The organism is Pseudomonas sp. PvP028, from assembly GCF_017832255.1.
Lineage (GTDB): Bacteria > Pseudomonadota > Gammaproteobacteria > Pseudomonadales > Pseudomonadaceae > Aquipseudomonas > Aquipseudomonas syringae.
Genome location: NZ_JAFIBL010000001.1, coordinates 5189746 through 5214072 on the forward strand (window position 1 = coordinate 5189746; position 24327 = coordinate 5214072).

Consider the following 24327-nt stretch of genomic DNA (forward strand, 5'->3'; position numbering starts at 1 on the left):
CTGCCTGGGGTTCGGCGATCAGAGAGACAGACGAAACTGATGCCTAGCGCTGACCTTCCAGTGCATTGACCAGATCATGGAACGCTTCACGATTGGAGTCGTTGAGGCCCATGAGGATCTTGTGCGCTTCAAGCACCTTGGCTTTCACCACTTCTTCGCACTGGTCCTGTGAAGGCAGATCAGTCAGGCACTCAGGCCGCGGCAGAGGCCGGTCAACGATGTTGAAGACCTGATCGAAGCCCATCGACTGCAACAGGCGCGTGATGTCCTCGTGAGTGGTCACAAGGGTCGGCAACAGGCCTACCTTCTGGCGTGACAGAATCGACAGTTTGGCCAGCAGGCCAAGCGTTGTGCTGTCAATGCTGCGGGTTTCGGTCAGGTCAATGACCACCGCCGAGAAATTCAGCGCAGTGAAGATGCGCTCGATAGTCGCATCCAGTGCCGAACACAGCGTCAACCGCACTTCACCCACGAACTTGAGAACGAAGGTGCCTTCCTGCTCGGCGAACTGGATTCTACCGGTACTCATTCAAGATTCCTGCTTAACACTAACAAGGCGATATCATCCGGCATCTCCCCTAGCGTTGCCAATTCAAAAACCTGCTGCAAGCCATCCAGGCTGCCGCCAGCCGTCTTGACCAATTCGGGAAGGACGGCTTCTTTCTCTTTGAGTGTATCACCGGGTAACAAGTCCAGTATGCCATCAGACAACATGGTCAGACTGAAGGACTCGGGCAGATCGATTTCATGATCCTGATAAGTAGCCTCGTTGAACAACCCTACCGGGAGTCCACGACCTTCCAGATAATGCGCCTGCCCTTCGGAATACAACACAGGCAATGGCAGATGTCCGCCCACTGCGTACGTCAGTTTACCTGACTCTTCGTCGATGACACCGCCGACCATCGTAACGTGCTTGCCCAGCTTGCAACTGATAAGGCCGCGGTTGATATGCCCCAGCACATCCGACGGCTTGAATTCCGGAAGCGTTCCACCACGCTTGGACTCGAACAGCAGCCGCGTGGTCATGAACTTCAGCAGCACGGTAATGAATGCCGAGGACGCGCCATGGCCTGAAACATCGGCCAGATAGAAAGCGACGCGCCGTTCGTCGACCCTGAAATAATCGACAAAATCGCCGGACAGGTACAACGACGGAATGATCTGGTGCGCAAACTTGAACGCGTCAATCGACCACGGCGTGATCGGCAGCATGTTCATCTGCACTTGCCGACCTGCGTCCTGGTCTTCCTGCAACAGGTGCAGGCTGGCTTCGAGCTCGCGATTGGCTTTTTCCAGCTTCTCGCGGTAGACCTGGTTTTCAGTGAGCAAGCGAGCACGATCCAGCGCACGACGCACCGAATGCTCGAGTACGGCAAGATCTTCGAGAGGCTTGATCAGGTAGTCGGCAGCGCCGAGGCGCAAGGCCTCGACTGCATCGCTCATCACGCCCGCACCGGAAACGACGATGACAGGCGTCTGCGGCGCGATGGCGGTGACCTGACGGATCAGCTCAAGCCCGCCCATCTGTGGCATGCGTAAGTCGCAGACCACCAGATCGGGGTTCTCCTGCTCGAATATCTGGATTCCCTGCAAGCCGTTACTCGCTTGCAGAACGCTGAAGCCACTGTCTTCAAGGTAGGCGGCAAGGCTTGCGCGCACTACGTCGTCGTCATCGATAATCAGCAGCTTGGCACTGGTTTTTGGCATGGGGGCAAACGGCGCCAGATCAGGTTGGCGTAGGCGGCCCGGGGTTACCGAAAGCCACTTACTGGATTCGCTTCTAGCCTCTCCGCAATAACACGCAACAACTTGATAAGTCTGTCGTGTTTCAGAGGTGCCCTTCAAGGCGCAGACGGTACTCCCATCCGACGGGTGTTTCAAGCATGCTCCTACCCTCACTTTGCGCTCTTTACATCGCAAATCACCCAGAGTTATAAGAACTCACAAATCAGCAACTAAAACGAAGGACTGTACATGAGTCGAAATGATCGCGACTACGAGGAAAAGCGGGATTACATCCGCATGCGCGTCGATGCAGACGTCAACCTGATCCACGCCGGCCAGGTGATCCCTGCCGTATGCATTGACCTTTCCAGCTCTGGCATGCAGGTTCAGGCGCCACGCTCGTTCCAGGTCGGAGACAAACTCGACGTGCGTATTGATTCTGACCATCCTGCACTCAAGGGGCTTGAAGCCGAAACCGAGGTGGTCTGGGTGAATGATGAAGAAGGTGGTGGACAGAAACTGGGGCTTTCAATCGTCTCGATGAAGTGAAAACGGGCGGAACCGGTTCACACTTTTACAAAATAATAAAGGCGACCCCAGGGTCGCCTTTATTGATTCATGCATCGGCAAAGTAGCGATTAAAAATCGTCTTCGACCTTGCCATCCTTGACCTTGAACTCGCGGTTCTGCAAATAGGCATTGCGAACGAAGGTGTAGCGATCGCCACTGACCATGCGCTCGGCAGACAGCAGGCTGGCACGCGTATCGATCAGGTTGACGCCCAGCGCCGTGTTACGGGTCGGGACGTGATCGATGTAGCGGTAGGGCGAGGTGTAGGTGTCCGGGTACTTGGCGAACGCATCACGTACGGTGCTTGGCCCCAGCAACGGAATGACCACGAACGGACCGCTCGGCACGCCCCAGTAGCCCAGCGTCTGACCGAAGTCTTCATCGTTGCGTTGCAGGCCCATGCGGGTACCCACGTCGATGAAGCCCAGCAGGCCGAAGGTGGTATTGACGATCAGGCGCGCAGTGTCGACGCCCGCCGCTTCAGGCTTGGCCTGCAGCACGTTGTTCGCCAGGTTGCCGACATCGCCGATGTTGCTGAAGAAGTTATGGATACCGTCTTCGACGAATTGCGGCGCGATGTACTGATATCCCTTGGCCAGCGGCTTGAGCGTGTAAGCGTCAAGGGTATCGTTGAATTTGAAAATGGGACGGTTGATGCCTTCCCACGGATCATCTTCAGCGGCCTGCACGGCCACCGGAACCAGCGCGATGCCGGCACACAGGGACAATTGCACCAAACGTTTGATAAAGCCTGCACCGGTCACGGGCATAGCTGACACTCCTGATCGAGATATCGAAATAATGACGCGGGTGCTACGCCCCACACGCTAGGACAGGGAGTATAAAGCCTTCTGTCGAGAATAAGGCAGGTCTGTCAGCAAAGGGTTCCGCATAAACTCCGTCATCGCACATTCATCGAAGTGTCACAAAAGATCGGTAGCGTTTCTCGATATTTCAGAGAGATCCTCATGCTCGCCCCGGTCCTCACGCCTCTGCCAACCTTCCCTGCCCTGCTGTTCGGCCTCAGCGGCTGCCTGGTGGACTTCGGCGCGCAGGCCGCAAACTCGCGCACACCCGGCGATGAGCACACGCAGTTCACACCGGGTGCAAAGGCTATTCTGCAGACCCTGCGCGACCAGAGCATGCCTTGCGCCTGGCTCGATGAACTGCCTGAAAGCGTGAGCGCCACACTGTCTGTGCCGGTAAGTGACTGGATGATTCCCGCCCCCCGCCCGACCGCAGGCTGGCCCGCACCGGATGCCTGCTGGCTGGCATTGATGGCCCTGAAAGTCAGCCATCTGGATGGCTGCGTACTGATCAGCGGCGACCCGCGCCTGTTGCAGTCCGGGCTGAACGCCGGGCTGTGGACCATTGGCCTGGCCTCCTGCGGACCACTGTGCGGACTCTCGCCCTCGCAATGGCAGGCGCTCAGCAATGCAGAACGTGAACAGCGACGCGCGCAGGCCACGCTCAAACTCTATTCGCTGGGGGTGCATTCGGTGATCGACCATCTGGGCGAGCTGGAATCCTGCCTGGCCGACATCGCCCTGCGACGCAGCAAGGGCGAAAAACCCTGATACATATGCAGCAGGGCGCAGACTGGATTAGTCTTGATTGAACATGGACCTTTAGCTCTCCGGCGAAGTCCATGAGACAGACTTATCAATCAAGGAGCACGTCATGCCCGCCCGCGAACTGCAAGAACAACTCAATACTCTGCGCGAGCAACTGGAGCATAACCCGCCGATGTCAGAGTCCGAGCGGGAAAACCTGCACGAGCTCATGCAACAAATTGAAACTAAAATTCAGCTGGAACAGGCCACCCACGAGCAGGACAGCAGCCTGGCTGATGGCGTGAATCTGGCTGTCGAGCGTTTCGAGCTGGAGCATCCGACCATCGCCGGCACTCTGCGCAACATCGTGCAGACGCTGGGCAATATCGGAGTCTGATTGGGAGATGCCGTTCTGATAGCTCTGCGTTCGGCCGCTGATGCGCGGTGCGACGCCGAGCATCAGCACTACTGATACCTGTCGTTCCTCACGCTCCGCGTGGGGATGCCGTTCCGGACGCTCTGCGTTCACTCCTCGGGCCTCAGACAATATTACTGCCGCGCCAGCCTGCGATTGTCCACGTCGAGCGTTTCAGTGCTGCGGTACGGGTTGATGTCCAGACCACCGCGGCGCACGTAGCGCGCATACACGGTGAGCTTCTCCGGCTTGAGCAAGCGCTGCAGGTCGAGGAAGATTCTTTCCACACACTGCTCATGAAAATCCGAGTGCTGGCGGAAGCTGACGATATACGCCAGCAGGCTGGCGTGATCCAGTGCTGCGCCGCGATATTCGACCACTACGCTGCCCCAGTCAGGCTGGCTGGTGACCGGACAGTTGGATTTGAGCAGATGACTGTGCACGCTCTCTTCCACCACCCGCGAGTCATCACAACGCAGCAACTCGGGTTGCGGCCGGTCATAGCTGCTGACCGAGATGTCCAGGTCGTCGATGCACAGGCCCGGCAACGCCGCGACACCTTCTTCTTCGATTTCCGCCAGGCTGCGAATACGCACGCCGACCGGCTTGCCCGCCGCAGCCGACAAATCCTGCTCGAGAGTGGTCTGCAGCTGTTCGACGTTCGCGAAAGCCGTCTGATTCAACGAATTGAGGTACAGCTTGAAGGACTTCGATTCGATGATGTTCGGCGATTCTGCCGGAATACTGAATTCGCCAATGGCCACCACCGGCTTGCCGGAAGGCAGCAGCCATGACAGCTCGTAGCAGTTCCAGAAATCGACACCCTGATAAGGCAGCGTCTGCGCGGTAAGCCCAAGCTCGGCCCATTTTGCGGCACGAGGGATCGGGAACAACAGCGACGGCGTGTAGGTGGCGATGTACTCACTGGACTTGCCCAGCGGTGAGTGTTCGGCTGCGGGATGCATGGCAATACCTGGATCATGAATTAACGCGGCGAGTTTATAGCGTTTGCGTGGGGCTTTCAGCGAAAATCCGCTCTGCCCCGCCACCCTCGCAGGCCGCCCTGCGGCCTCGACGAAGGTGACTCAGGCCCTGTCACTCGTAACGCAGTGCGTGCGCCGGCTGGATCTGCGCGGCGCGCCACGCGGGGTAGATGGTCGCCAGAAAGCTCAGGATAAACCCGGCACTGCAGATCAGCAGCACGTCACCGGCCTGCAGTTCTGAAGGCAGGTTGCTGATGAAATACACATCGGAACTGAAGATGTGCTGGCCGCTGACCCGCTCGAGCCAGCCCACCAGGCTGCTGACGTTCAGCGCGGCAATAATCCCCAGGATGCCGCCGATCAACGTACCGACGATACCGATGACAGTGCCCTGAACCACGAAGATCGCCATGATCTGCCGCGGCGTGGCGCCGATGGTGCGCAGGATGGCGATGTCTGCGCCCTTGTCGTTGACCACCATTATCAGCGTCGCAATGATGTTGAACGCAGCCACAGCGACGATCATCAGCAGCAACAGACCGATCATGGTCTTTTCCATCTTCATGGCACTGAACAGGCTGCCCTGGGTGTGGGTCCAGTCATCGGCGCGATAGCCATCACCCAGACCGGCGGCAATGGCGGTGGACACCTGGGGCGCCTTGTACAGATCCTTGAGCGCCAGTCGCACACCCTGAACCTGGTTGGGCTGCCAGCGCTGCATCTGCGCCGCATCGGCGATATTGATCAGGCCCATCGAACCGTCCAGCTCGGCACCGACCTTGAAGATACCCACGACGGTCAGGCGTTGCAGGCGCGGCGTGATGCCGCCAGGGGCGCTGCTGACTTCAGGAACGATCAGCGTCAGCTTGTCGCCGATGGTCAAGCGGAAGCGGCGTGCGGTAATGTCGCCCAGCACCACGCCGAACTCGCCCGGCTTGAGGTCTTCGAGGCTTCCGCGGGTGATGTGCTGCGTGACGATCGATACTTCATGTTCCAACGCCGGGTCTACGCCGCTGATCTGGATCGGCTGCATCGAGCCCTTGTAGGACAGCATGCCTTCCATGTCGGTGAATGGCACGGCAGCAGTGACTTCAGGGTTTTTCAGCGCAGCGTCGGCCAGCGGTTTCCAGTCATCGACCGGAGTGTTACCGGCAATGACCGCGTGCGGCACCATGCCGAGAATCCGCGAGCTCATTTCCCGCTGGAAACCGTTCATGACCGACAGCACCACAATCATCGCCAGGACACCGAGTGCCAGACCGATCATCGAGGTCATCGAAATGAACGAGATGAAGCTTTTGCGGCGTTTGGCGCGGGTATAGCGCATGCCGATGAAGATGGGTAACGGTCTGAACATTCGCGAAGCACCGTGGGAAAATACACCGTATAAAAACTGGAACCCGGCGCGATGAATTGCGCCGGGCCGGGTCGATCAGGCCTCGACGAGGCGGCCGTCTTCCAGACGCAGGACGCGGTCCATTTGCCGGGCCAGGTTCATGTCGTGGGTCACGATCAGAAACGCCGTGCGCGACGACGTGCTCAGTTCACGCATCAGGTCCTGAATGCCCTGCGCCGTGTGGTGATCGAGGTTGCCGGTCGGCTCGTCAAGCATTACCAGACCGGGCTGATTGATCAGGGCACGGGCAATTGCCACACGCTGACGCTCGCCACCGGACAGCTCCGAAGGCTTGTGCGCCAGACGATGACCGAGGCCGACACGCTCCAGCAATGCAGTGGAGCGCTTGCGGGCTTCGGGGATCGGCGTTCGGCCGATCAACAATGGCATGCAGACGTTTTCAAGCGCGGTGAATTCGGGCAGCAGATGGTGGAACTGGTAGACGAAACCCAGCGCCCGGTTACGCAGCAGGCCGCGAGCCTTTTCGCCCAGCGCCGACAACTCTTCGCCAGCCAGCCAGACACTGCCCTCGGACGGCGTGTCCAGCCCGCCCAGCAGGTTGAGCAAGGTACTTTTGCCCGACCCCGAACTGCCGACGATCGCAACACGCTCGCCAGGGTGCAACTCCAGCTGCAGGCCGGACAACACCACCACCGACTCCGGGCCTTCCTCGTAGGATTTACCCAGGTTGCGGCAACTCAATACTGCTTTATCAGACATGCCCGACTCACTCATAACGTAACGCCTCCGCCGGCTGGGTGCGCGCAGCACGCCAGGCGGGATACAGGGTGGCGAGGAAACTCAGGACCAACGCCGCACCGCAGACCTGGAACACGTCCTGGGCCATCAGTTGCGAAGGCAGGTAATCAATGAAGTAGACGTCGGCGTTGAGAAACTTGTGGCCGATCAGCCCTTCGAGTGCAGCAATGGCTGCGCTGACATTGAGCGCCGCCAGAATACCCAGCGCCGCGCCGATGAGCGTGCCGACCACGCCGATCACCGTGCCCTGGACCATGAATATCGCCATGATCTGTCGCGGCGTAGCGCCCAGGGTACGCAGAATCGCGATGTCGCCCTTCTTGTCATTGACGACCATCACCAGCGTGGAAATGATGTTGAAGGCCGCCACCGCCACGATCAGCAGCAGCAACAGACCGATCATGGCTTTTTCCATGCGGATGGCCTGATACAGGTTGCCGTGGGTGCGCGTCCAGTCACGCGAGTAGAAATTGTTTTCGCCCAGCTTCTGCGCGATTTCCCACGAGGTACGTGGCGCCGCGAACAGGTCGTCGAACTTGAGACGCAGGCCCTGCACCTGATTGGGCTTCCAGCGGTGCAGACGCCCCAGGTCATCGAGGTTGGTCAGCCCCAGAAAACCGTCGATTTCGCCAGCGCCGACGTGAAAGATGCCGGTCACCTCGAAACGCTTCATGCGCGGGAACATCCCGGCCGGCGTCACCGTCACTTCAGGTGCAACGAAGGTCAGTTTGTCACCGATGCCGACGCCCAGCTTGGCTGCGGCCTTGTCGCCGATCATGATGCCGAAGCTGCCGGGCGACAGGCTGTCGAGCTGGCCCTGCTTGATGAAGTGGTCAATGATCGAGACCTTGCGCTCTTCGAGCGGGTCGATACCGTTGAGCAGCACTTTCTGCACCTTGCCGTCGTGGGTCAGCAAACCCTGCATCTGGGTGAACGGCGCAACGGCCAGCACCTGCGGGTTTTCCTGAACCTTCGCGGCCAGGCCGCGCCAGTCGGTGATCGGATCAGCCGATTCAATGGTCGCGTGCGGCACCATGCCGAGCACGCGGGTACGCATTTCGTGATCGAAACCGTTCATCACCGATAACACGACTATCATGACCACAACGCCCAGGGCGAGGCCGATCATGGAGGTCAGGGAGATGAAGGAAACAAAATGATTGCGTCGCTTCGCACGGGTGTAGCGCGTGCCGATAAATACAAAAAGAGGTCTGAACATGTAGGAATTTGTTCGCAGGAATGAGGACGTCCGTGTGGCGGGCCTTGACGTGCAGCTTTACACTCGAAACTCTCTGACCACCGCCGCTAGCTTGGGTTCGCCATGTCGACATTAGATGAAGCAGGACGCCGCGAATACTACCGTATCGACGACAGCGTCGCACTGGAAATTAACCCCCTGTCTGCCGCCGACCAGGCAAGCCAGGATGCCATGCAGGACACCTCGACGCTGTTCGACCTGCTCAGCGAGCTGCACGTGAGCGAGTTCGAGTCGCAGCATTTGATGCGCCAGCTCGACGAGCGCGACCGGGTGCTGAACAGTTTTCTCAAGTCGCTGAGCAAGCGCATCGACCTGCTGGGCGAAGTGGTTGCCCACACCGCACTGGGCAAGCTGGGCGCTCCCCAGCCGGTCAAACTGTCCGAAGGCGGGATTCAGTTCAATTCGCAACAGGCTTTTACAGTGGGCGAACAGCTGTCGATCAAGATGGTGCTGATGCCTCAGGCCGCGGGTCTGATGCTGCGCGCCAGGGTTTGCCAATGTGACACGCTGGCAGACGGCAATTTCGATATCAGTACCGAGTTCGTCAATCTCCCGGACGCCCAGCGCCAGTTACTCGCCCGCCACGTGTTGCAGCGTCAGGCTCAGCAGCGGCGCCAGGCGCTGGAACAGGGCCAGCCATCCGGAAATTGAACACCCTGCCTCTTTATCACTACCAGTAGTAGCCAGGAGTAAACGTGACCCTTATCTACGGCCACCGCGGCGCCAAGGGCGAAGCACCGGAAAACACCCTGACCAGCTTTCAGGAATGCCTCAAGCACGGCGTGCGCCGCTGTGAACTGGACCTGCATCTTTCAAAGGATGGAGAGTTGATGGTCATTCATGACCCGACCCTCAAGCGCACCACCGACCGACGCGGCAAGGTCAACGAACACCTGGCAGACGATCTGGTGACGTATGACGCGCGCAAGGGTGGCCCTGGCTGGGTCTCGCCGTGCCCGATTCCACGCTTGGAAGAGCTCTTCGAACAATGCGATTTCGAGCACTGGCAGCTGGAAGTCAAAAGCGCTTCACGCACTCGCGCCGCCAACACCGTGCTGGCGATTCGTGAAATGGCTCAGCGCCATGGCTTGCTGGACAAGGTGACGATCACCTCCAGTTCTCGCCAAGTGCTGCGCGCCGCCCTCGACCTGACGCCGGACATCGCGCGCGGGCTGGTGGCCGAATACGCCTGGCTCGACCCGCTGAAGGTCGCCCAGAGTTACGGCTGTGAAATTCTGGCTTTGAACTGGACACTGTGTACCCCGGAGCGGCTGCAGAAAGCACAGCGTCAGGGCCTGCATGTGTCGGTGTGGACAGTCAACGAACCTGCACTGATGCGCAGGCTCGCTGATTTCGGCGTCGACAGCCTGATTACAGACTTTCCCGGTTTGGCCACCGCCACGCTCGGGAATCTCTGAAATCGGTCTCCCCGGCCGGCTCAGGCCACCGGCCGGAGTCGCTTAAAAAAGCCGGTTGAGGCCATCGTATGCGGCTACCCGATAGGCTTCGGCCATGGTCGGGTAGTTGAACGTGGTGTTGACGAAGTACTTCATGGTGTTCGCTTCACCCGGCTGGCTCATGATTGCCTGACCGATGTGCACGATCTCGGACGCCTGGTCACCGAAGCAATGCACGCCCAGCACCTCTAGCGTCTCGCGGTGGAACAGGATTTTCAGCATCCCGACCCGCTCCCCGGAAATCTGCGCACGCGCCATGCCCTTGAAGAACGCCTTGCCCACCTCGTAAGGCACCTTGGCCTGCGTCAGTTCGTGTTCGTTCTTGCCGATCGAGCTGATCTCGGGAATGGTGTAGATCCCGGTCGGCACATCGTTGACATAACGCCAGCTGCCATTGTCGACCATGCTGCCCGCTGCCGAACGACCCTGGTCGTAAGCAGCACTGGCCAGGCTTGGCCAACCAATCACATCGCCGGCGCCGTAGACGTTGGAGACGCTGGTACGGTAAGTCTCGTCCACTTCGATCTGACCACGACCGTTGGCCTTCAGGCCGATGTTCTCAAGACCCAGCTTGTCGGTGTTGCCGGTACGGCCGTTGCACCACAGCAAGGCATCGGCCTTGATCTTCTTGCCGGACTTGAGGTGCAGGATAACGCCGTTATCCAGGCCTTCGACCTTTTCGTACTCTTCGTTGTGGCGAACCATCACGTTGTTGTTGCTGAAGTGATAGCTCAGTGCCTGGGAAATTTCCGAATCCAGGAAGCTCAGCAACTGATCACGGTTATCCACCAGCTCGACCAGCACGCCAAGGCCACTGAAGATCGAGGCGTATTCACAGCCGATCACACCGGCACCATAAATGATCAGCTTGCGCGGGGTATGACCCAGGCTGAGGATAGTGTCGCTATCGTAGATACGCTTGTGACTGAAATCGATATCGGCCGGCCGATAAGGGCGCGAACCGGTGGCGATGATGATCTGGTTGGCCACCAGCTTTTCCACCACACCGTTGGTGCAGACCACGTTGACGCTGGTCTCGTCGGCAAAACTGCCGGTGCCGAAGAACACGTCGACACGGTTGCGGGCGTAGTAACCGGTGCGCGAGGCCACTTGCTTGGAGATGACCAGTTCGGCGTTTTTCAACACATCCGGAAACGAAAACCAGCGCGGCTCGCCGATGGCACGAAACATGGGATTGGTGTTGAACTGAATGATCTGCTTGACCGAGTGACGCAGGGCCTTGGACGGAATGGTGCCCAAATGGGTGCAATTGCCGCCCACCTGCCGACGGCTGTCGACCATGGCGACCTTGCGCCCCGCCTTGGCGGCGTTCATTGCCGCGCCTTCTCCGGCAGGGCCGGAACCCAGTACCACTACGTCGTAGTTGTAGACAGCCATGCGTACTCCTTTAAACAGACCGAGGCGCCACTTTGGCATCTCTGGCTAAATCACGCGGCGCAGTCTAACGCTGCACCGAGGCGGCGAACATTAACCCTTGGTCGCGTCGAAGGCCAATTTTTGTCTGCACCTGACGCCAGTGCCCGGATAATCCGGCACGTTGACTTATCGCGGCTGCTCCACAACCAGACGATCAAACGACGCGTTGCTGCGGATGATAAAGCGCTTATCGGCACGAATCACAAAAAAAGCAGGGATTTTATGTTCTTGCGCATAATCCCAGCCGCGCTGCGGGCCGAGAATCAACAGCAGGGAGGACAAACCGTCGGCCATCAGCGCCGAGGGATCAATGACCGTCACCGACGCCAGACGGTGGCTGATCGGTTTGCCGGTCAGGGCATCGATCGTATCGGAAATGCGCCATCCTTCATGGTCGGTGTAACGCCGAAAGTCGCCCGACGTAGACACGGCGTAGCCTTCGAGCGGAAATACTTTTTGCGTGACAGTGCCATCATCGAGGGGCGCGTCCAGGGTCACCCGCCAGGGCGAGCCGTCGGGTTTGAGCCCACTGACTTTCAGCTCACCTGTGGCCTGCACCAGATAATCGTGCAAGCCAAGCGCGTCCAGCCGTTCGCTGATGCGATCTACCGCATAACCCGCGGCGATGCTGTTGAGGTCGACTTGCACCGCGGCGCTCTTGCACAACCGGTCGCCGACGATGCGCAGGTTGCGATAACCGACCAGCGTCTGAGTCCGGGCCAGTTGCCGCACCAGCGGCATCTGCTCGAACAGCGTATGAGGCCCCAACCCCCACAGGTCCATCAACGGCTTGACCGTCAGGTCGAAGGCACCGTCGCTCTCCTGCGCCAGCTGTTCGCCCACGCCGATCATTTTCAAGACCGGTTCCGGCATCACCTGGCAGCTATTGGCAGGCAATGCATTGAAGCGCTCGATATCCGAATCCGTGCGCCAAAGCGACATCTGCTGATCGACCTCGTCCAGAATCGCTTCAACCTGCGGACGCACAGCCGCAGGCTCTGGCTGCCCGGAGGCGCGCGCATACACCACAGAATAATGGCTGCCCATGGTCGGCCCACCAAAGCTTTCCAGCTTGCGTTCCTGACCACAACCACTGCACACCAGCAACACGAGGCACCCTGCAACCTTGCCAAACCTACGCAAACCCATGCCCCGCACTATAAAAACCTTCAGAGTGACTTGCTGCCATTGGCGAACAAGACAGAAAAGCGTCCATACCTGCCCTGACACCCCATGAACCGCCCCGACACAAGGCCGACCGGCATATTAGTGGTCGACGGCCACTTATGCTCCCTGCGCGCCCTGCCTGTTCATCAAGTTTCATAAAGTTTCATAAAAATGACACGCCGCACGATTTCCATATTCTTGACCTGTCAAGCGTCAGTTAACTGATAGCAAATCGCCGAAACGGTTGTCTTTGAGCCCTGTTACACATACTGTTACAAGTGCGCATCGCCAGTAGCACACACGAAATGGCGATGCGAACGGGATAAAAACGACAACGGACTCCAAGCCGACGAGCCTGAGCGAGTAACTAAATGGCCTCCACAACAAGTAAGGGCAAAGCGATCTTTCGCGTTGTCAGCGGTAACTTCCTCGAGATGTTCGATTTCATGGTCTACGGCTTCTATGCCACGGCCATCGCAAAAACCTTCTTCCCTTCCGACAGCGCTTTCGCTTCGTTGATGCTGTCGCTGGCGACCTTCGGCGCGGGCTTCCTGATGCGTCCTCTGGGCGCAATCTTTCTCGGTGCCTACATCGACCGTCACGGGCGTCGCAAAGGGCTGATTATCACCCTCGCGATGATGGCAATGGGCACTCTGTTGATTGCCTGCGTGCCGGGCTACGCCACATTGGGTGTCATTGCACCCTTGCTGGTGCTGCTCGGTCGTTTGCTGCAAGGTTTCTCTGCAGGCGTGGAACTGGGCGGCGTTTCGGTGTACCTGGCTGAAATCTCGACACCAGGCCGTAAAGGCTTCTTCGTCAGCTGGCAGTCCGCCAGCCAACAGGCCGCCGTGGTCTTCGCCGGCTTGCTGGGCGTGGGTCTGAACCACTGGCTGAGCCCTGAGCAGATGGGCGAATGGGGCTGGCGCGTGCCGTTCCTGATCGGCTGCCTGATCGTGCCGGCCATCTTCATCATCCGTCGCTCGCTGGAAGAGTCACCAGAGTTCGAAGCCCGCATGCATCGCCCGACGCTGCGTGAAGTGGTGCGCTCCATCAGCCAGAACTTCGGTCTGGTGCTGGGCGGCATGGCGCTGGTGGTGATGACCACGGTGTCGTTCTACCTGATCACCGCCTACACCCCGACCTTCGGCAAGAACGAACTGAATCTGACCGACCTGGAAAGTCTGCTGGTGACGGTCTGCGTGGGCGTGTCCAACTTCATCTGGCTGCCGATCATGGGGTCGTTCTCCGATCGCATCGGCCGCAAGCCGCTGCTGATTGCCGCGACCGTGCTGGCCATCGCCACTGCCTACCCCGCCCTGTCGTGGCTGGTTGCACACCCGAGCTTCGGCAATCTGCTGATGGTCGAGCTGTGGTTCTCGTTTCTGTACGGCTCCTACAACGGCGCGATGGTCGTGGCGCTGACCGAGATCATGCCGGTCGAAGTCCGCACAACGGGTTTCTCGCTGGCCTACAGCCTGGCGACCGCGACCTTCGGCGGCTTCACCCCGGCGGCCTGTACTTACCTGATTCACGAATTGGGCAACAAGGCAGCGCCAGGCATCTGGCTGACCGGCGCAGCAGTGCTGGGCCTGGTGGCCACGCTGGTGCTGTTCCGCAAGGGCGGGCAAAAGCTTGAAGCGCCTGTGGCGGCTTCAGCCAGCTGATCGCTGCATCGCAAAAGAAAACCCCGGCTCGAGCGTCTCTCGGCCGGGGTTTTGCGTTTTCAGACCTTGCGTTTCCAGGGACGAAAGCTGAGCCAGAGCAGCACGCCAGGCAATTGCAGCGCAATCATGAGGCCCAACGACCACTGGTAGGCCTCGAGCGAGTGACCGGCGCCCTGGGACGCTGGCCATAGATTAAGTACGACTCCCATCAACCACTGGAGGAAAAACGCCAGCACGAACACCACCAGATTGAATGAAGAACTCACCCTGCCCGCCAGTTCCGGTGATACCGATTGCGCCACAATGGCGTAGTTCATGGTCGTCGAGGTGCCGAAGAAGCTGAAGCCCATGACAACCAGATAGGGCGATACTGGCAAGCCGCTGGTCATCAGCGCCTGAAAACCGATAAAGATCAGCATACCGGTGCCACAGATCATGATTGGCTGCACGCCGAACCTGCGCAGATAATCGGTGATCGCGCCGAACGTCAGGGATCCCGCCACCATCGCGATAGCTCCGAACAACAGCACATTGGCCATCCCGGAATCGCTCAAGCCCGCCATATCGCGTAGCCACGGCCCCATCCAAAGAGACAGTACCGACATGTAGATGGCGTGCGCGAACACCGAGTACAGCGCCAGACGCCAGAACGTCCACGACGAGTACAGTTTGCCGACCGCGGCAAACATATCGCTGTAACGAGTTTTTTTGCTCTCGTAGGCTTTGGGAACGCTGAGGTGTATGACCACCGCCACACACAAGGTCAGCAGCGCCAGAACCAGAAACGCTTCTCGCCAGGTCAACCAGCTCAGCAGCGCATGTAATGGCGTGGTTGACGCCATCGCCCCCAGCCCGCCAATCGACAGCAGGCAGGCGGTACTCAGCGGCAAACGCTCGACCGGCAACCAGATGGCACACGCTTTGATCGCACTCATCAGCGAGCCCGCTACCCCCAGGCCAATCAGCCCTCGCCCGATCAACAACCCTGTCTCGGTGCTGGAAATACTGAAGATGACCGAGCCGGCGACCGCGAACAGCAGCATCGGCGCCTGAACGCTGCGTGGCCCATAGCGGTCCAGCAGGACGCCGAGCGGAATCTGTGCGGCGGCGAAAGTCAGAAAGTACACACCAGTCAGCAAACCCAGACTGCTGGCGGGCAAGCTCAGGTCGGTTTGCAGGTCGACGTAGATCACTGCGTTGACGGTACGAAACAGGTAGGAAACGAAATGCCCCAGCCCGAAGGGGATGAAGATCGTCAGAAACAGCAGGAAGAAGCTGCTTTTGAGGGGGTGTTGCGAACCGTCCAGGGCCGAACTGCTCATCCTTGATACTCCATCGTCCAGAAATCTGCGCGTGACAGATTCTCATGGTCCGCCACAAAACAAAACGGGCCGAAGCCTGCTTGCGCAGGGTTCGGCCCGTTTATCTGCTGCCCCGGTCAGACCGGACAGCTCAAGCGTTCAACGTTTACTGCGGGAAAGCTGGCGGATTGACGTCTGCCATGTCTTCCATCACGCGAACCACCTGATGGCTGTAACCGAATTCGTTGTCGTACCAGACGTACAGCACAACGCGATTGTCGTTGACGATGGTGGCTTCGGCGTCCACGACACCGGCGTGACGCGAGCCGACGAAGTCAGTGGAGACCACTTCCTGCGAGTTCACGAAGTCGATCTGCTTGTGCAGGTCCGAGTGCAGCGCCATGTAGCGCAGGTACTCGTTCATTTCTTCGCGAGTGGTCTGCTTCTCGAGGTTGAGGTTGAGAATGGCCATGGACACGTTCGGCGTCGGAACACGGATCGCGTTGCCGGTCAGCTTGCCGGCCAGCTCAGGCAATGCCTTGGCAGCCGCGGTAGCCGCACCGGTTTCGGTGATGACCATGTTCAACGCAGCACTGCGACCACGACGGTCGCCCTTGTGGAAGTTGTCGATCAGATTCTGGTCGTTGGTGTACGAGTGAACCGTTTCGACGTGACCGTTGGTGATGCCGAACTTGTCGTTGACCGCCTTGAGCACCGGCACAATGGCGTTGGTGGTGCAGGAGGCCGCCGAGACGATCTTGTCGTCCGCGGTGATTTCACCGTGGTTGATACCGTGCACGATGTTCTTCAGCTTGCCTTTGCCCGGCGCGGTCAGGACCACACGGTCGATGCCCGGGCAGGCCAGATGCTGACCCAGACCTTCGGCATCACGCCATACACCGGTGTTGTCCACCAGCAGGGCGTCCTTGATACCGTACTGGGTGTAATCCACCTCGGAAGGGTTCTTGGCGTAGATCACCTGAATCAGGTTGCCGTTGGCGGTGAGCGTGCTATTGGCTTCGTCGATGGTGATAGTGCCATCGAACGGACCGTGAACCGAGTCACGGCGCAGCAGGCTCGCGCGCTTGACCAGATCGTTTTCCGCGCCCTTGCGGACCACGATGGCGCGCAGACGCAGGCCGTCGCCACCACCGGTCTTCTCGATCAGGATCCGCGCCAGCAGGCGACCGATACGACCGAAACCGTACAGCACGACGTCAGTGCCCTTGCGAGGGCTGGTGCCCTGCTGACCCACTACACTGGCCAGTTCCTCACGAACGAACTGCTCTGGCGTGCGGCCATTGCCTTCGGTCTTGAACTTCACGGCCAGCTTGCCCAGGTCCACCGAAGCGGCACCGAGTTTGAGTTCGCTCATCGCTTTGATCAGCGGGAACGTCTCGTGTACGGACAACTCAACCGCATCGGACTGACGATGACGCGCAAAGCGGTGAGCTTTGAGAATCGCGATGACTGAACGGTTGATCAGGCTACGGCCATAGATCGAGCTCACCACATTATTATTGCGGTAGAGCTGACCGATGAGCGGGATCATCGCTTCGGCGAGAGCTTCACGATCAATCCATTCACCAAGACACTGGTCGGGCTTCTGAGTCACGGGAACCTTCCACATGTAGGGGCTGAAAAAAGGGGCTACATTATGACCGCGCCTTTGTTTATGAGCAATGCACAGCTGTCATATCGACACGCACTACATAATTTTCGCCCGTAAATACTCGGTAATACTCCGGAAAACTGACAGCCACCACCTTCCCCCGTTACAATCGCCGCCCCTGTTGCAACGCCTGGAGCCCGACCTTCCCGTGCCAGTTCTGCGTCTACCGCATCTTTCTGCCGCTGCAGGCAAACAACACTGGGGCAATCTTCCCGGTGCCACACTGAGCCTGGCCATTGCCGAAGCCGCCAGCGCGGCCAAGCGCTTCACCCTGCTCCTGACCGCCGACAGCCAAAGCGCCGAGCGGCTCGAGCAAGAGCTGAAGTTTTTTGCACCTACGCTGCCGGTTCTGCACTTCCCGGACTGGGAAACCCTGCCCTACGACCTGTTTTCGCCGCACCAGGACATTATTTCCCAGCGCATTGCCAGCCTTTATCGCCTGCCGGAACTGGAGCATGGCGTTTTGGTAGTCCCCATCACCACCGCCCTACACAGACTGGCGCCGACCAAATTTCTGCTCGGCAGCAGCCTGGTGCTGGATGTCGGCCAGAAGCTCGATGTGGAAGCCATGCGTACGCGCCTGGAAGCCAGCGGCTACCGGTATGTGGACACGGTCTACGAACATGGCGAGTTCACCGTGCGCGGGGCGCTGATCGATCTGTTCCCGATGGGCAGCAAACTGCCGTTTCGTATCGACCTGTTCGACGATGAAATCGAAACGCTGCGCACCTTCGATCCGGACACCCAGCGCTCTATCGACAAGGTCGAGTCGGTGCGCCTGTTGCCCGCCCGTGAATTCCCTTTGCAGAAAGAAGAAGTCACACGCTTCAAGGCGCGCTTTCGCGAGCGCTTCGACGTGGACTTCCGGCGCAGCCCGATTTTCCAGGACTTGAGCAGCGGCATCACACCTGCCGGCATCGAGTACTACATACCGTTGTTCTTCGAGGAAACCTCGACGCTGTTCGATTACCTGCCGCAGGACACCCAGGTGTTCTCCCTGCCGGGCATCGAACAGGCTGCCGAGAACTTCTGGAACGACGTGCGCAATCGCTATGAAGAACGCCGCGTCGACCCTGCAAGGCCGCTGTTGCCGCCCGCAGAATTGTTTCTACCGGTGGAAGACTGCTTCGCGCGCCTGAAAAACTGGCCGCGCGTGGTCGCCAGCCAGCAGGATGTCGACGCCGGTGCCGGACGCGAGCGTTTCCCGGCGCAGTCCCTGCCGGACCTGTCCATCGAAGCCAAGGCCACTCAACCACTGGCGGCCCTGTCGAGGTTTCTGGATGACTTCCCCGGTCGCGTGCTGTTCACCGCCGAGTCCGCCGGACGCCGCGAAGTGCTGCTGGAACTGCTCGAACGTCTCAAGCTGCGCCCCAAAACCGTCGACAGCTGGCTGGATTTCGTCGACGGCAAGGACCGGCTGGCAATCACCATCGCGCCGCTTGACGAAGGCCTGCTGCTGGAACAACCAGCCCTGGCGCTGATCGCAGAAAGCCCGCTGTTCGGCCAACGCGTCATGCAGCGCCGTCGCCGCGAAAAACGCACCGACGGCGGCAACAATGACGCAGTCATCAAGAACCTCACCGAGCTGCGCGAAGGCGCGCCGGTGGTGCACATCGATCATGGCGTAGGCCGTTATCTGGGGCTTGCGACGCTGGAAGTCGAAAACCAGGTCGCCGAATTCCTGATGCTGGCCTACGCCGAAGACGCCAAGCTGTACGTCCCGGTCGCCAACCTGCACCTGATTGCCCGTTACACCGGCAGCGACGACGAAACCGCGCCGCTGCACCGCCTGGGCTCGGAAACCTGGCAAAAAGCCAAACGCAAGGCTGCCGAGCAAGTCCGTGACGTGGCGGCCGAGCTGCTGGATATCTACGCGCGTCGCGCAGCCCGCGAAGGCTATGCGTTTGCCGACCCGAAAGCCGATTACGCGACCTTCAGCGCAGGCTTCCCGTTCGAAGAGACGCCGGATCAGCAAACCACCATCGACGCCGTGCGCGCCGACATGCTGGCGCCCAAGCCGATGGATCGTCTGGTCTGTGGCGACGTGGGTTTCGGCAAGACCGAAGTGGCCATGCGTGCCGCCTTCATCGCCGTGCATGGCGGGCGTCAGGTGGCCATTCTGGTGCCGACCACCCTGCTCGCCCAGCAGCACTACAACAGTTTCCGCGACCGTTTCGCCGACTGGCCGGTGACCGTCGAGGTGATGAGCCGCTTCAAGTCGGCCAAGGAAGTCAGCGCCGCGGTTGCCGATCTGGCCGAGGGCAAAATCGACATCGTTATCGGGACGCACAAGCTGTTGCAGGATGACGTCAAGATCAAGAACCTCGGTCTGGTGATCATCGACGAAGAACACCGGTTTGGCGTGCGCCAGAAAGAACAGCTCAAGGCGCTGCGCAGTGAGGTCGATATTCTGACCCTGACCGCAACGCCGATCCCGCGCACCCTGAACATGGCCGTGTCTGGCATGCGTGACCTGTCGATCATCGCCACGCCACCGGCGCGCAGGCTGTCGGTGCGCACTTTCGTGATGGAGCAGAACAAGCCGACCATCAAGGAAGCCCTGCTGCGCGAGCTGTTGCGCGGCGGCCAGGTCTATTACCTGCACAACGACGTCAAGACCATCGAGAAATGCGCCGCCGACCTGGCCGAGCTGGTGCCGGAGGCGCGTATCGGCATCGGCCACGGGCAGATGCGCGAGCGCGAACTCGAACAGGTGATGAGCGACTTCTACCACAAGCGCTTCAACGTGCTGATCGCCTCGACCATCATCGAGACCGGCATCGACGTACCGAGCGCCAACACCATCATCATCGAGCGCGCCGACAAGTTCGGTCTGGCCCAGTTGCACCAGTTGCGCGGCCGCGTCGGGCGCAGTCACCACCAGGCCTACGCCTACCTGCTGACGCCGCCACGCAAACAGATTACCCACGACGCCGAAAAGCGTCTGGAAGCGATTGCCAACACCCAGGACCTTGGCGCGGGCTTCGTGCTCGCCACCAACGACCTGGAGATCCGTGGCGCGGGCGAACTGCTCGGGGACGGCCAGAGCGGTCAGATCCAGGCGGTGGGCTTCACCCTGTACATGGAAATGCTCGAGCGCGCGGTGAAGTCGATTCGCAAGGGCGAGCAGCCCAATCTCGATCAGCCATTGGGAGGCGGACCGGAAATCAACCTGCGCGTGCCGGCACTGATCCCCGAAGCCTACCTGCCGGATGTGCACACGCGCCTGATCCTCTACAAGCGCATTGCCAACGCCGCTGACGAAGAGGCCCTCAAGGACCTGCAGGTCGAAATGATCGACCGCTTCGGCTTGCTTCCGGAACCGACCAAGAACCTGGTGCGTATCACGCTGCTCAAACTGCACGCCGAACAGCTCGGCATCCGGAAAATCGACGGTGGCCCGCAAGGTGGCCGTATCGAGTTCGCGGCCGAGACGCCGGTTGACCCACTGACCCTGATCAAGCTGATCCAGAGCCAGCCCAACCGCTACAAGTTCGAAGGTGCCACGCTGTTCAAATTCATGGTTCCCATGGAGCGCCCGGAAGAGCGCTTCAATACGATCGAAGCGCTGCTTGAGCGCCTGACCCCGAAAACTGCTTGAAGGATTCACGCATGCTTCTGTTCCGTTCATTGATCCTGCTGCTGACGCTGATCGCGCCGGCAGCGTTCGCCGATGGCCTGTATCAGGTCGAGATTCTGCTGTTTCGCCAGAACGGCGAGCCGGCCTCGACCCGCCAGCTTGTACCGGAAAACTGGGACAAAGGCGCACAGAAGATCGACGCGAACGATGAACGAAGCCCCGCGCTCAATGATCTGGCGAGCAAACTGCAAGGCAGCGGCCACTATGAAGTACTGATGCAGCGCGCCTGGCAGCAGAGCATCGGCACCGAACCGGGCAAAGTCGCCATCACCAGTGGTGACGAGCGGCTTGGTCATTACCCGATCGAGGGCACCGTGAGTCTGGCGATGGCACGCTTCACCGATATTGGTGCACAATTCTGGGTCAACCAGCTGGACCCGCATGGCGTGGTCATCAGCAGTGAACGATTGAAGCAGACTGCCAGGGTAAAGAACGGTGAGCTGACCTATCTGGACAACGGCAACCTCGCGTTGCTGATCAAGGTTTCTCCTCTTTGATCTTTACGTACGCAAGGGACGCCCAGGCGTCCCCTTTCTTTTTGAGCATCGCTGCGGCGTAGGGCTTTTTAAAACTTGTCGTCCATTCTCGAAAAAGTCCTGGCTGCGGCCTGGACAGACCTATTCCACGAGCGAACGCTTGAGCGAGGGCGCGACTACGCCCGGCAAAAACGCATCGTGCTGGAAGACTCCAGCCCGCAGATCATCCGCACCGCCTGTCGGGGCTCGGGCCTGGAAATCTACACCCAGACGCTGCTGTTCAAGGACCCCGATCGCTACAAGAACTACCTGACCTGCAAATGCACCTGCCCGGTTCGCAACGATTGCAAACATTGCGTGGCCGCCCTGCTGTTTCTGCAAGACCCGCACAACCGTCCGCTGCTGCAGGCCGCACTGGCCTCGCACCAGCAAGAGCCGGAAAAGCCCGTCGAGCAGAAGCCCAGGCTGCCGGAGCGCCTGATCGATGATCTGCAGCCACGGCCCAGGCTGATTCTGGCCAGCATCGAGTTCAGTGCCTACGAGCCGCGCAACGGGCGCATGCAGCGGCACATTCAGCACCGTGCCGCGCTGGCCTTTGCCTACGGCAAGCATTACGCGGTTGGCACCACCAACGTCAGCATTCTGGTCAGTTCGCTGGGCAGCGATCTGGTGAACCAGAAAAGCGACATCATCGAACACACCGACACCGAAACCCTGCGCATCCGTCGTCAGGGCGAACGGGAGCGGCAGTTGCGTCAGGAACTGGCCGATCTGGGTTTCAAGGTCGCCACCCGGCAAAGCAAGGCACTGCCCGACAGCGCCGGCGACATGTACGAACTGCCCAACGACAAGGCCTGGCTGCATTTTGTCCTCGATGACCTGCCGCGCCTGCGCGAACAAGGCTGGGAAATCGACATTCAGGAAGAGTTCGGCTTCGACGTCACGCCGGTGGAAGACTGGTACGCGGTCATCGACGAAGAGAACGAACGCGACTGGTTCGACCTGGAGCTGGGCATCATCGTCAACGGCGAGCGCCTGAGCCTGTTGCCGATCCTGATCAACCTGATCCGCAGCCATCCCGAACTGATGAGCCCGTCGGCCGTGGCCAAGCGCGGCGACGAAGAACAACTGCTGGTGCAGCTCAATCACTTCACGCAAAGCGGCGGCAGCCCGATACAGATCGCCCTGCCCTACGGCCGGCTCAAGCCGGTACTGGCGACACTGGGTGACTTCTACTGGCGTCAGGAAGGCAACAACGCGCTGCGCATGAGCAAAGCCGATGCCGCGCGCCTCACCCAGCTCGAAGACCTGCCGCTGACCTGGCAGGGCGGCGACCGCCTGCGTCACTTTGCCGAGCGCCTGATCAACATCAAGGACGCGCCGGTCAGCCTGCCCGATGGCCTGAACGCCACGCTGCGCCCGTATCAGTTGGAAGGCTTGAGCTGGATGCAGTCGCTGCGCGAGCTGGAAGTCGGCGGCGTACTGGCCGACGACATGGGCTTGGGCAAGACCCTGCAGACCCTGGCCCACCTGCTGATGGAAAAACAAGCCGGCCGCCTCGATCGCCCGGCACTGGCGGTAATGCCGACCAGCCTGATCCCCAACTGGCTGGACGAGTCCGAGCACTTCACCCCGGACCTCAAGGTGCTGGCACTGTATGGCGCCAACCGGCATCAGGATGCCGGCAACCTTCAGGATTACGACCTGATCCTGACCACCTACGCTTTGCTGCCACGGGACCTGGAGCTGCTCGAAAAACAGCCCTTCCACGTGTTGATTCTCGATGAAGCGCAGTACATCAAGAATCCCAACAGCAAGGCCGCTCAGGCCGCACGCAACCTCAACGCCCGCCAGCGCCTATGCCTGAGCGGCACGCCACTGGAAAACCATCTGGGCGAGCTGTGGTCGCTGTTTCACTTCCTGATGCCCGGCTGGCTGGGCAACAGCAAGGAATTCAACAGCAACTACCGCACCGCCATCGAAAAGCATGGCAACCAGGACCGCCTGCATCACCTCAATGCGCGTATCAAGCCGTTTCTGCTGCGTCGCACCAAGGAGCAGGTCGCGACCGAACTGCCACCCAAGACCGAGATCATCCACTGGGTCGACCTCAACGACGCGCAGCGCGATGTGTACGAAACCGTACGTCTTGCGATGGACAAAAAGGTCAGGGACGAAATCACCCGTAAAGGCGTGGCACGCAGCCAGATCATCATTCTCGAGGCGCTGCTCAAGCTGCGTCAGGTCTGCTGCGACCTGCGCCTGGTCAATCAGGACATGCCGGTCAACAGCAAACAAGGCACCTCGGGCAAGCTCAACAGCCTGATGGAGATGTTCGAAGAACTGCTGGCCGAAGGTCGCAAGATTCTGTTGTTCTCGCAGTTCACTTCGATGCTCAGCCTGATCGAGGAAGAGCTCAAGCAACGCGGTATCGCCTATGCCCTGCTGACCGGCTCGACCCGCGATCGCCGCACGCCGATTCATGATTTTCAGAGCGGCAAGCTGCCGATTTTCCTGATCAGCCTCAAAGCAGGCGGCACCGGCCTCAACCTCACCGCCGCCGATACGGTGATCCACTACGACCCGTGGTGGAACCCGGCAGCGGAAAACCAGGCGACCGACCGTGCGTACCGTATCGGCCAGGACAAGCCGGTATTCGTCTACAAGATGATCGCGCGCGGCACCGTGGAAGAGAAAATCCAGCGCCTGCAACGGGAAAAATCAGCGCTGGCCTCGGGCGTGCTCGACGGGCGCACCAGCGGCGACTGGAAATTGCGCGACGAAGACCTGCAAGCGCTTTTCGCCCCACTACCCGCTGCGCCGAAGAAAACCCGCAAGTAAGCCCGTCAGG

20 protein-coding genes are annotated in these 24327 nt (G+C 59.8%); 9 read left to right on the forward strand and 11 right to left on the reverse strand.

Annotated features, from left to right (window positions below; translation table 11 throughout):
- Nucleotides 1-43: 43 nt before the first annotated feature.
- Nucleotides 44-529, reverse strand: coding sequence for an anti-sigma factor antagonist RssC (gene rssC / locus JOE34_RS22095; protein WP_003315067.1), 486 nt, complete (start codon nucleotides 527-529; stop codon nucleotides 44-46).
- The gene (gene rssB / locus JOE34_RS22100; protein WP_004404842.1) at nucleotides 526-1710 is read right to left on the reverse strand and encodes a two-component system response regulator RssB; all 1185 of its coding nucleotides are present in this window, start codon (nucleotides 1708-1710) and stop codon (nucleotides 526-528) included. Before rssB ends, rssC begins: the two co-directional genes overlap by 4 nt.
- Nucleotides 1711-1977: 267 nt before the next feature.
- Between rssB and JOE34_RS22105 the strand changes: the two genes are divergently transcribed.
- The gene (locus JOE34_RS22105) at nucleotides 1978-2277 is read left to right on the forward strand and encodes a PilZ domain-containing protein (RefSeq protein ID WP_003315069.1); all 300 of its coding nucleotides are present in this window, start codon (nucleotides 1978-1980) and stop codon (nucleotides 2275-2277) included.
- Between the two features lie 89 nt (nucleotides 2278-2366).
- Here the strand turns inward: JOE34_RS22105 and JOE34_RS22110 are convergent, their stop codons facing one another.
- A complete protein-coding gene (locus JOE34_RS22110; RefSeq protein WP_003423526.1) occupies nucleotides 2367-3068 on the reverse strand; it encodes a VacJ family lipoprotein in 702 nt (233 codons plus the stop codon).
- Between the two features lie 198 nt (nucleotides 3069-3266).
- Between JOE34_RS22110 and JOE34_RS22115 the strand changes: the two genes are divergently transcribed.
- Both JOE34_RS22115 and JOE34_RS22120 read left to right on the forward strand, forming a co-directional pair.
- On the forward strand, nucleotides 3267-3875 hold the full coding sequence (locus JOE34_RS22115; protein ID WP_003383922.1) for a hypothetical protein: 609 nt from the start codon (nucleotides 3267-3269) through the stop codon (nucleotides 3873-3875).
- 103 nt (nucleotides 3876-3978) lie between these two features.
- Complete coding sequence (locus tag JOE34_RS22120; protein WP_003315072.1) at nucleotides 3979-4248, forward strand: DUF4404 family protein; 270 nt, start codon at nucleotides 3979-3981, stop codon at nucleotides 4246-4248.
- Between the two features lie 152 nt (nucleotides 4249-4400).
- Here JOE34_RS22120 and queF read toward each other — a convergent pair whose 3' ends face one another.
- The 4 genes from queF to JOE34_RS22140 all read right to left on the reverse strand — a co-directional run bounded on the left by queF (nucleotide 4401) and on the right by JOE34_RS22140 (nucleotide 8623).
- Nucleotides 4401-5231 carry an NADPH-dependent 7-cyano-7-deazaguanine reductase QueF gene (queF, locus tag JOE34_RS22125; RefSeq protein ID WP_003396752.1) on the reverse strand — a complete coding sequence of 277 codons (831 nt, stop codon included), beginning with the start codon at nucleotides 5229-5231 and terminating at the stop codon, nucleotides 4401-4403.
- Between the two features lie 130 nt (nucleotides 5232-5361).
- A complete protein-coding gene (locus JOE34_RS22130) occupies nucleotides 5362-6606 on the reverse strand; it encodes a lipoprotein-releasing ABC transporter permease subunit (protein WP_116816904.1) in 1245 nt (414 codons plus the stop codon).
- A gap of 75 nt (nucleotides 6607-6681) precedes the next feature.
- The gene (gene lolD, locus JOE34_RS22135) at nucleotides 6682-7365 is read right to left on the reverse strand and encodes a lipoprotein-releasing ABC transporter ATP-binding protein LolD (protein WP_016567727.1); all 684 of its coding nucleotides are present in this window, start codon (nucleotides 7363-7365) and stop codon (nucleotides 6682-6684) included.
- Between the two features lie 7 nt (nucleotides 7366-7372).
- Entirely contained in the window at nucleotides 7373-8623 is a 1251-nt protein-coding gene (locus tag JOE34_RS22140) for a lipoprotein-releasing ABC transporter permease subunit (RefSeq protein ID WP_003315078.1), read from the reverse strand.
- A 102-nt stretch (nucleotides 8624-8725) separates the two neighbouring features.
- Between JOE34_RS22140 and JOE34_RS22145 the strand changes: the two genes are divergently transcribed.
- Together JOE34_RS22145 and JOE34_RS22150 are read left to right on the forward strand one after the other, a co-directional pair.
- Nucleotides 8726-9313 carry a PilZ domain-containing protein gene (locus JOE34_RS22145; RefSeq protein ID WP_010426775.1) on the forward strand — a complete coding sequence of 196 codons (588 nt, stop codon included), beginning with the start codon at nucleotides 8726-8728 and terminating at the stop codon, nucleotides 9311-9313.
- A gap of 44 nt (nucleotides 9314-9357) precedes the next feature.
- On the forward strand, nucleotides 9358-10080 hold the full coding sequence (locus JOE34_RS22150) for a glycerophosphodiester phosphodiesterase (protein WP_063313648.1): 723 nt from the start codon (nucleotides 9358-9360) through the stop codon (nucleotides 10078-10080).
- A gap of 42 nt (nucleotides 10081-10122) precedes the next feature.
- Here JOE34_RS22150 and sthA read toward each other — a convergent pair whose 3' ends face one another.
- Together sthA and JOE34_RS22160 are read right to left on the reverse strand one after the other, a co-directional pair.
- Nucleotides 10123-11517 (reverse strand): Si-specific NAD(P)(+) transhydrogenase, encoded by a 1395-nt coding sequence (gene sthA, locus JOE34_RS22155; RefSeq protein WP_003315081.1) that lies wholly within the window; start codon nucleotides 11515-11517, stop codon nucleotides 10123-10125.
- 165 nt (nucleotides 11518-11682) lie between these two features.
- Nucleotides 11683-12705, reverse strand: a complete 1023-nt coding sequence (locus JOE34_RS22160) for an FAD:protein FMN transferase (RefSeq protein ID WP_183133123.1) — start codon at nucleotides 12703-12705, stop codon at nucleotides 11683-11685.
- Nucleotides 12706-13094: 389 nt separating this feature from the next.
- Between JOE34_RS22160 and JOE34_RS22165 the strand changes: the two genes are divergently transcribed.
- Nucleotides 13095-14387 carry an MFS transporter gene (locus tag JOE34_RS22165; protein WP_209996674.1) on the forward strand — a complete coding sequence of 431 codons (1293 nt, stop codon included), beginning with the start codon at nucleotides 13095-13097 and terminating at the stop codon, nucleotides 14385-14387.
- A gap of 59 nt (nucleotides 14388-14446) precedes the next feature.
- Here the strand turns inward: JOE34_RS22165 and JOE34_RS22170 are convergent, their stop codons facing one another.
- A complete protein-coding gene (locus JOE34_RS22170) occupies nucleotides 14447-15709 on the reverse strand; it encodes an MFS transporter (protein ID WP_024663044.1) in 1263 nt (420 codons plus the stop codon).
- A gap of 145 nt (nucleotides 15710-15854) precedes the next feature.
- Nucleotides 15855-17318, reverse strand: a complete 1464-nt coding sequence (locus JOE34_RS22175) for a glyceraldehyde-3-phosphate dehydrogenase (RefSeq protein WP_003315085.1) — start codon at nucleotides 17316-17318, stop codon at nucleotides 15855-15857.
- Nucleotides 17319-17508: 190 nt separating this feature from the next.
- Between JOE34_RS22175 and mfd the strand changes: the two genes are divergently transcribed.
- From mfd to JOE34_RS22190, 3 genes are all read left to right on the forward strand, one after another.
- Nucleotides 17509-20961, forward strand: a complete 3453-nt coding sequence (gene mfd / locus JOE34_RS22180; protein WP_003415896.1) for a transcription-repair coupling factor — start codon at nucleotides 17509-17511, stop codon at nucleotides 20959-20961.
- Nucleotides 20962-20972: 11 nt separating this feature from the next.
- Nucleotides 20973-21497 carry a CsiV family protein gene (locus tag JOE34_RS22185; RefSeq protein ID WP_003315089.1) on the forward strand — a complete coding sequence of 175 codons (525 nt, stop codon included), beginning with the start codon at nucleotides 20973-20975 and terminating at the stop codon, nucleotides 21495-21497.
- Nucleotides 21498-21572: 75 nt separating this feature from the next.
- Nucleotides 21573-24317, forward strand: a complete 2745-nt coding sequence (locus tag JOE34_RS22190; protein ID WP_024663040.1) for a DEAD/DEAH box helicase — start codon at nucleotides 21573-21575, stop codon at nucleotides 24315-24317.
- Nucleotides 24318-24327 lie beyond the last annotated feature (10 nt).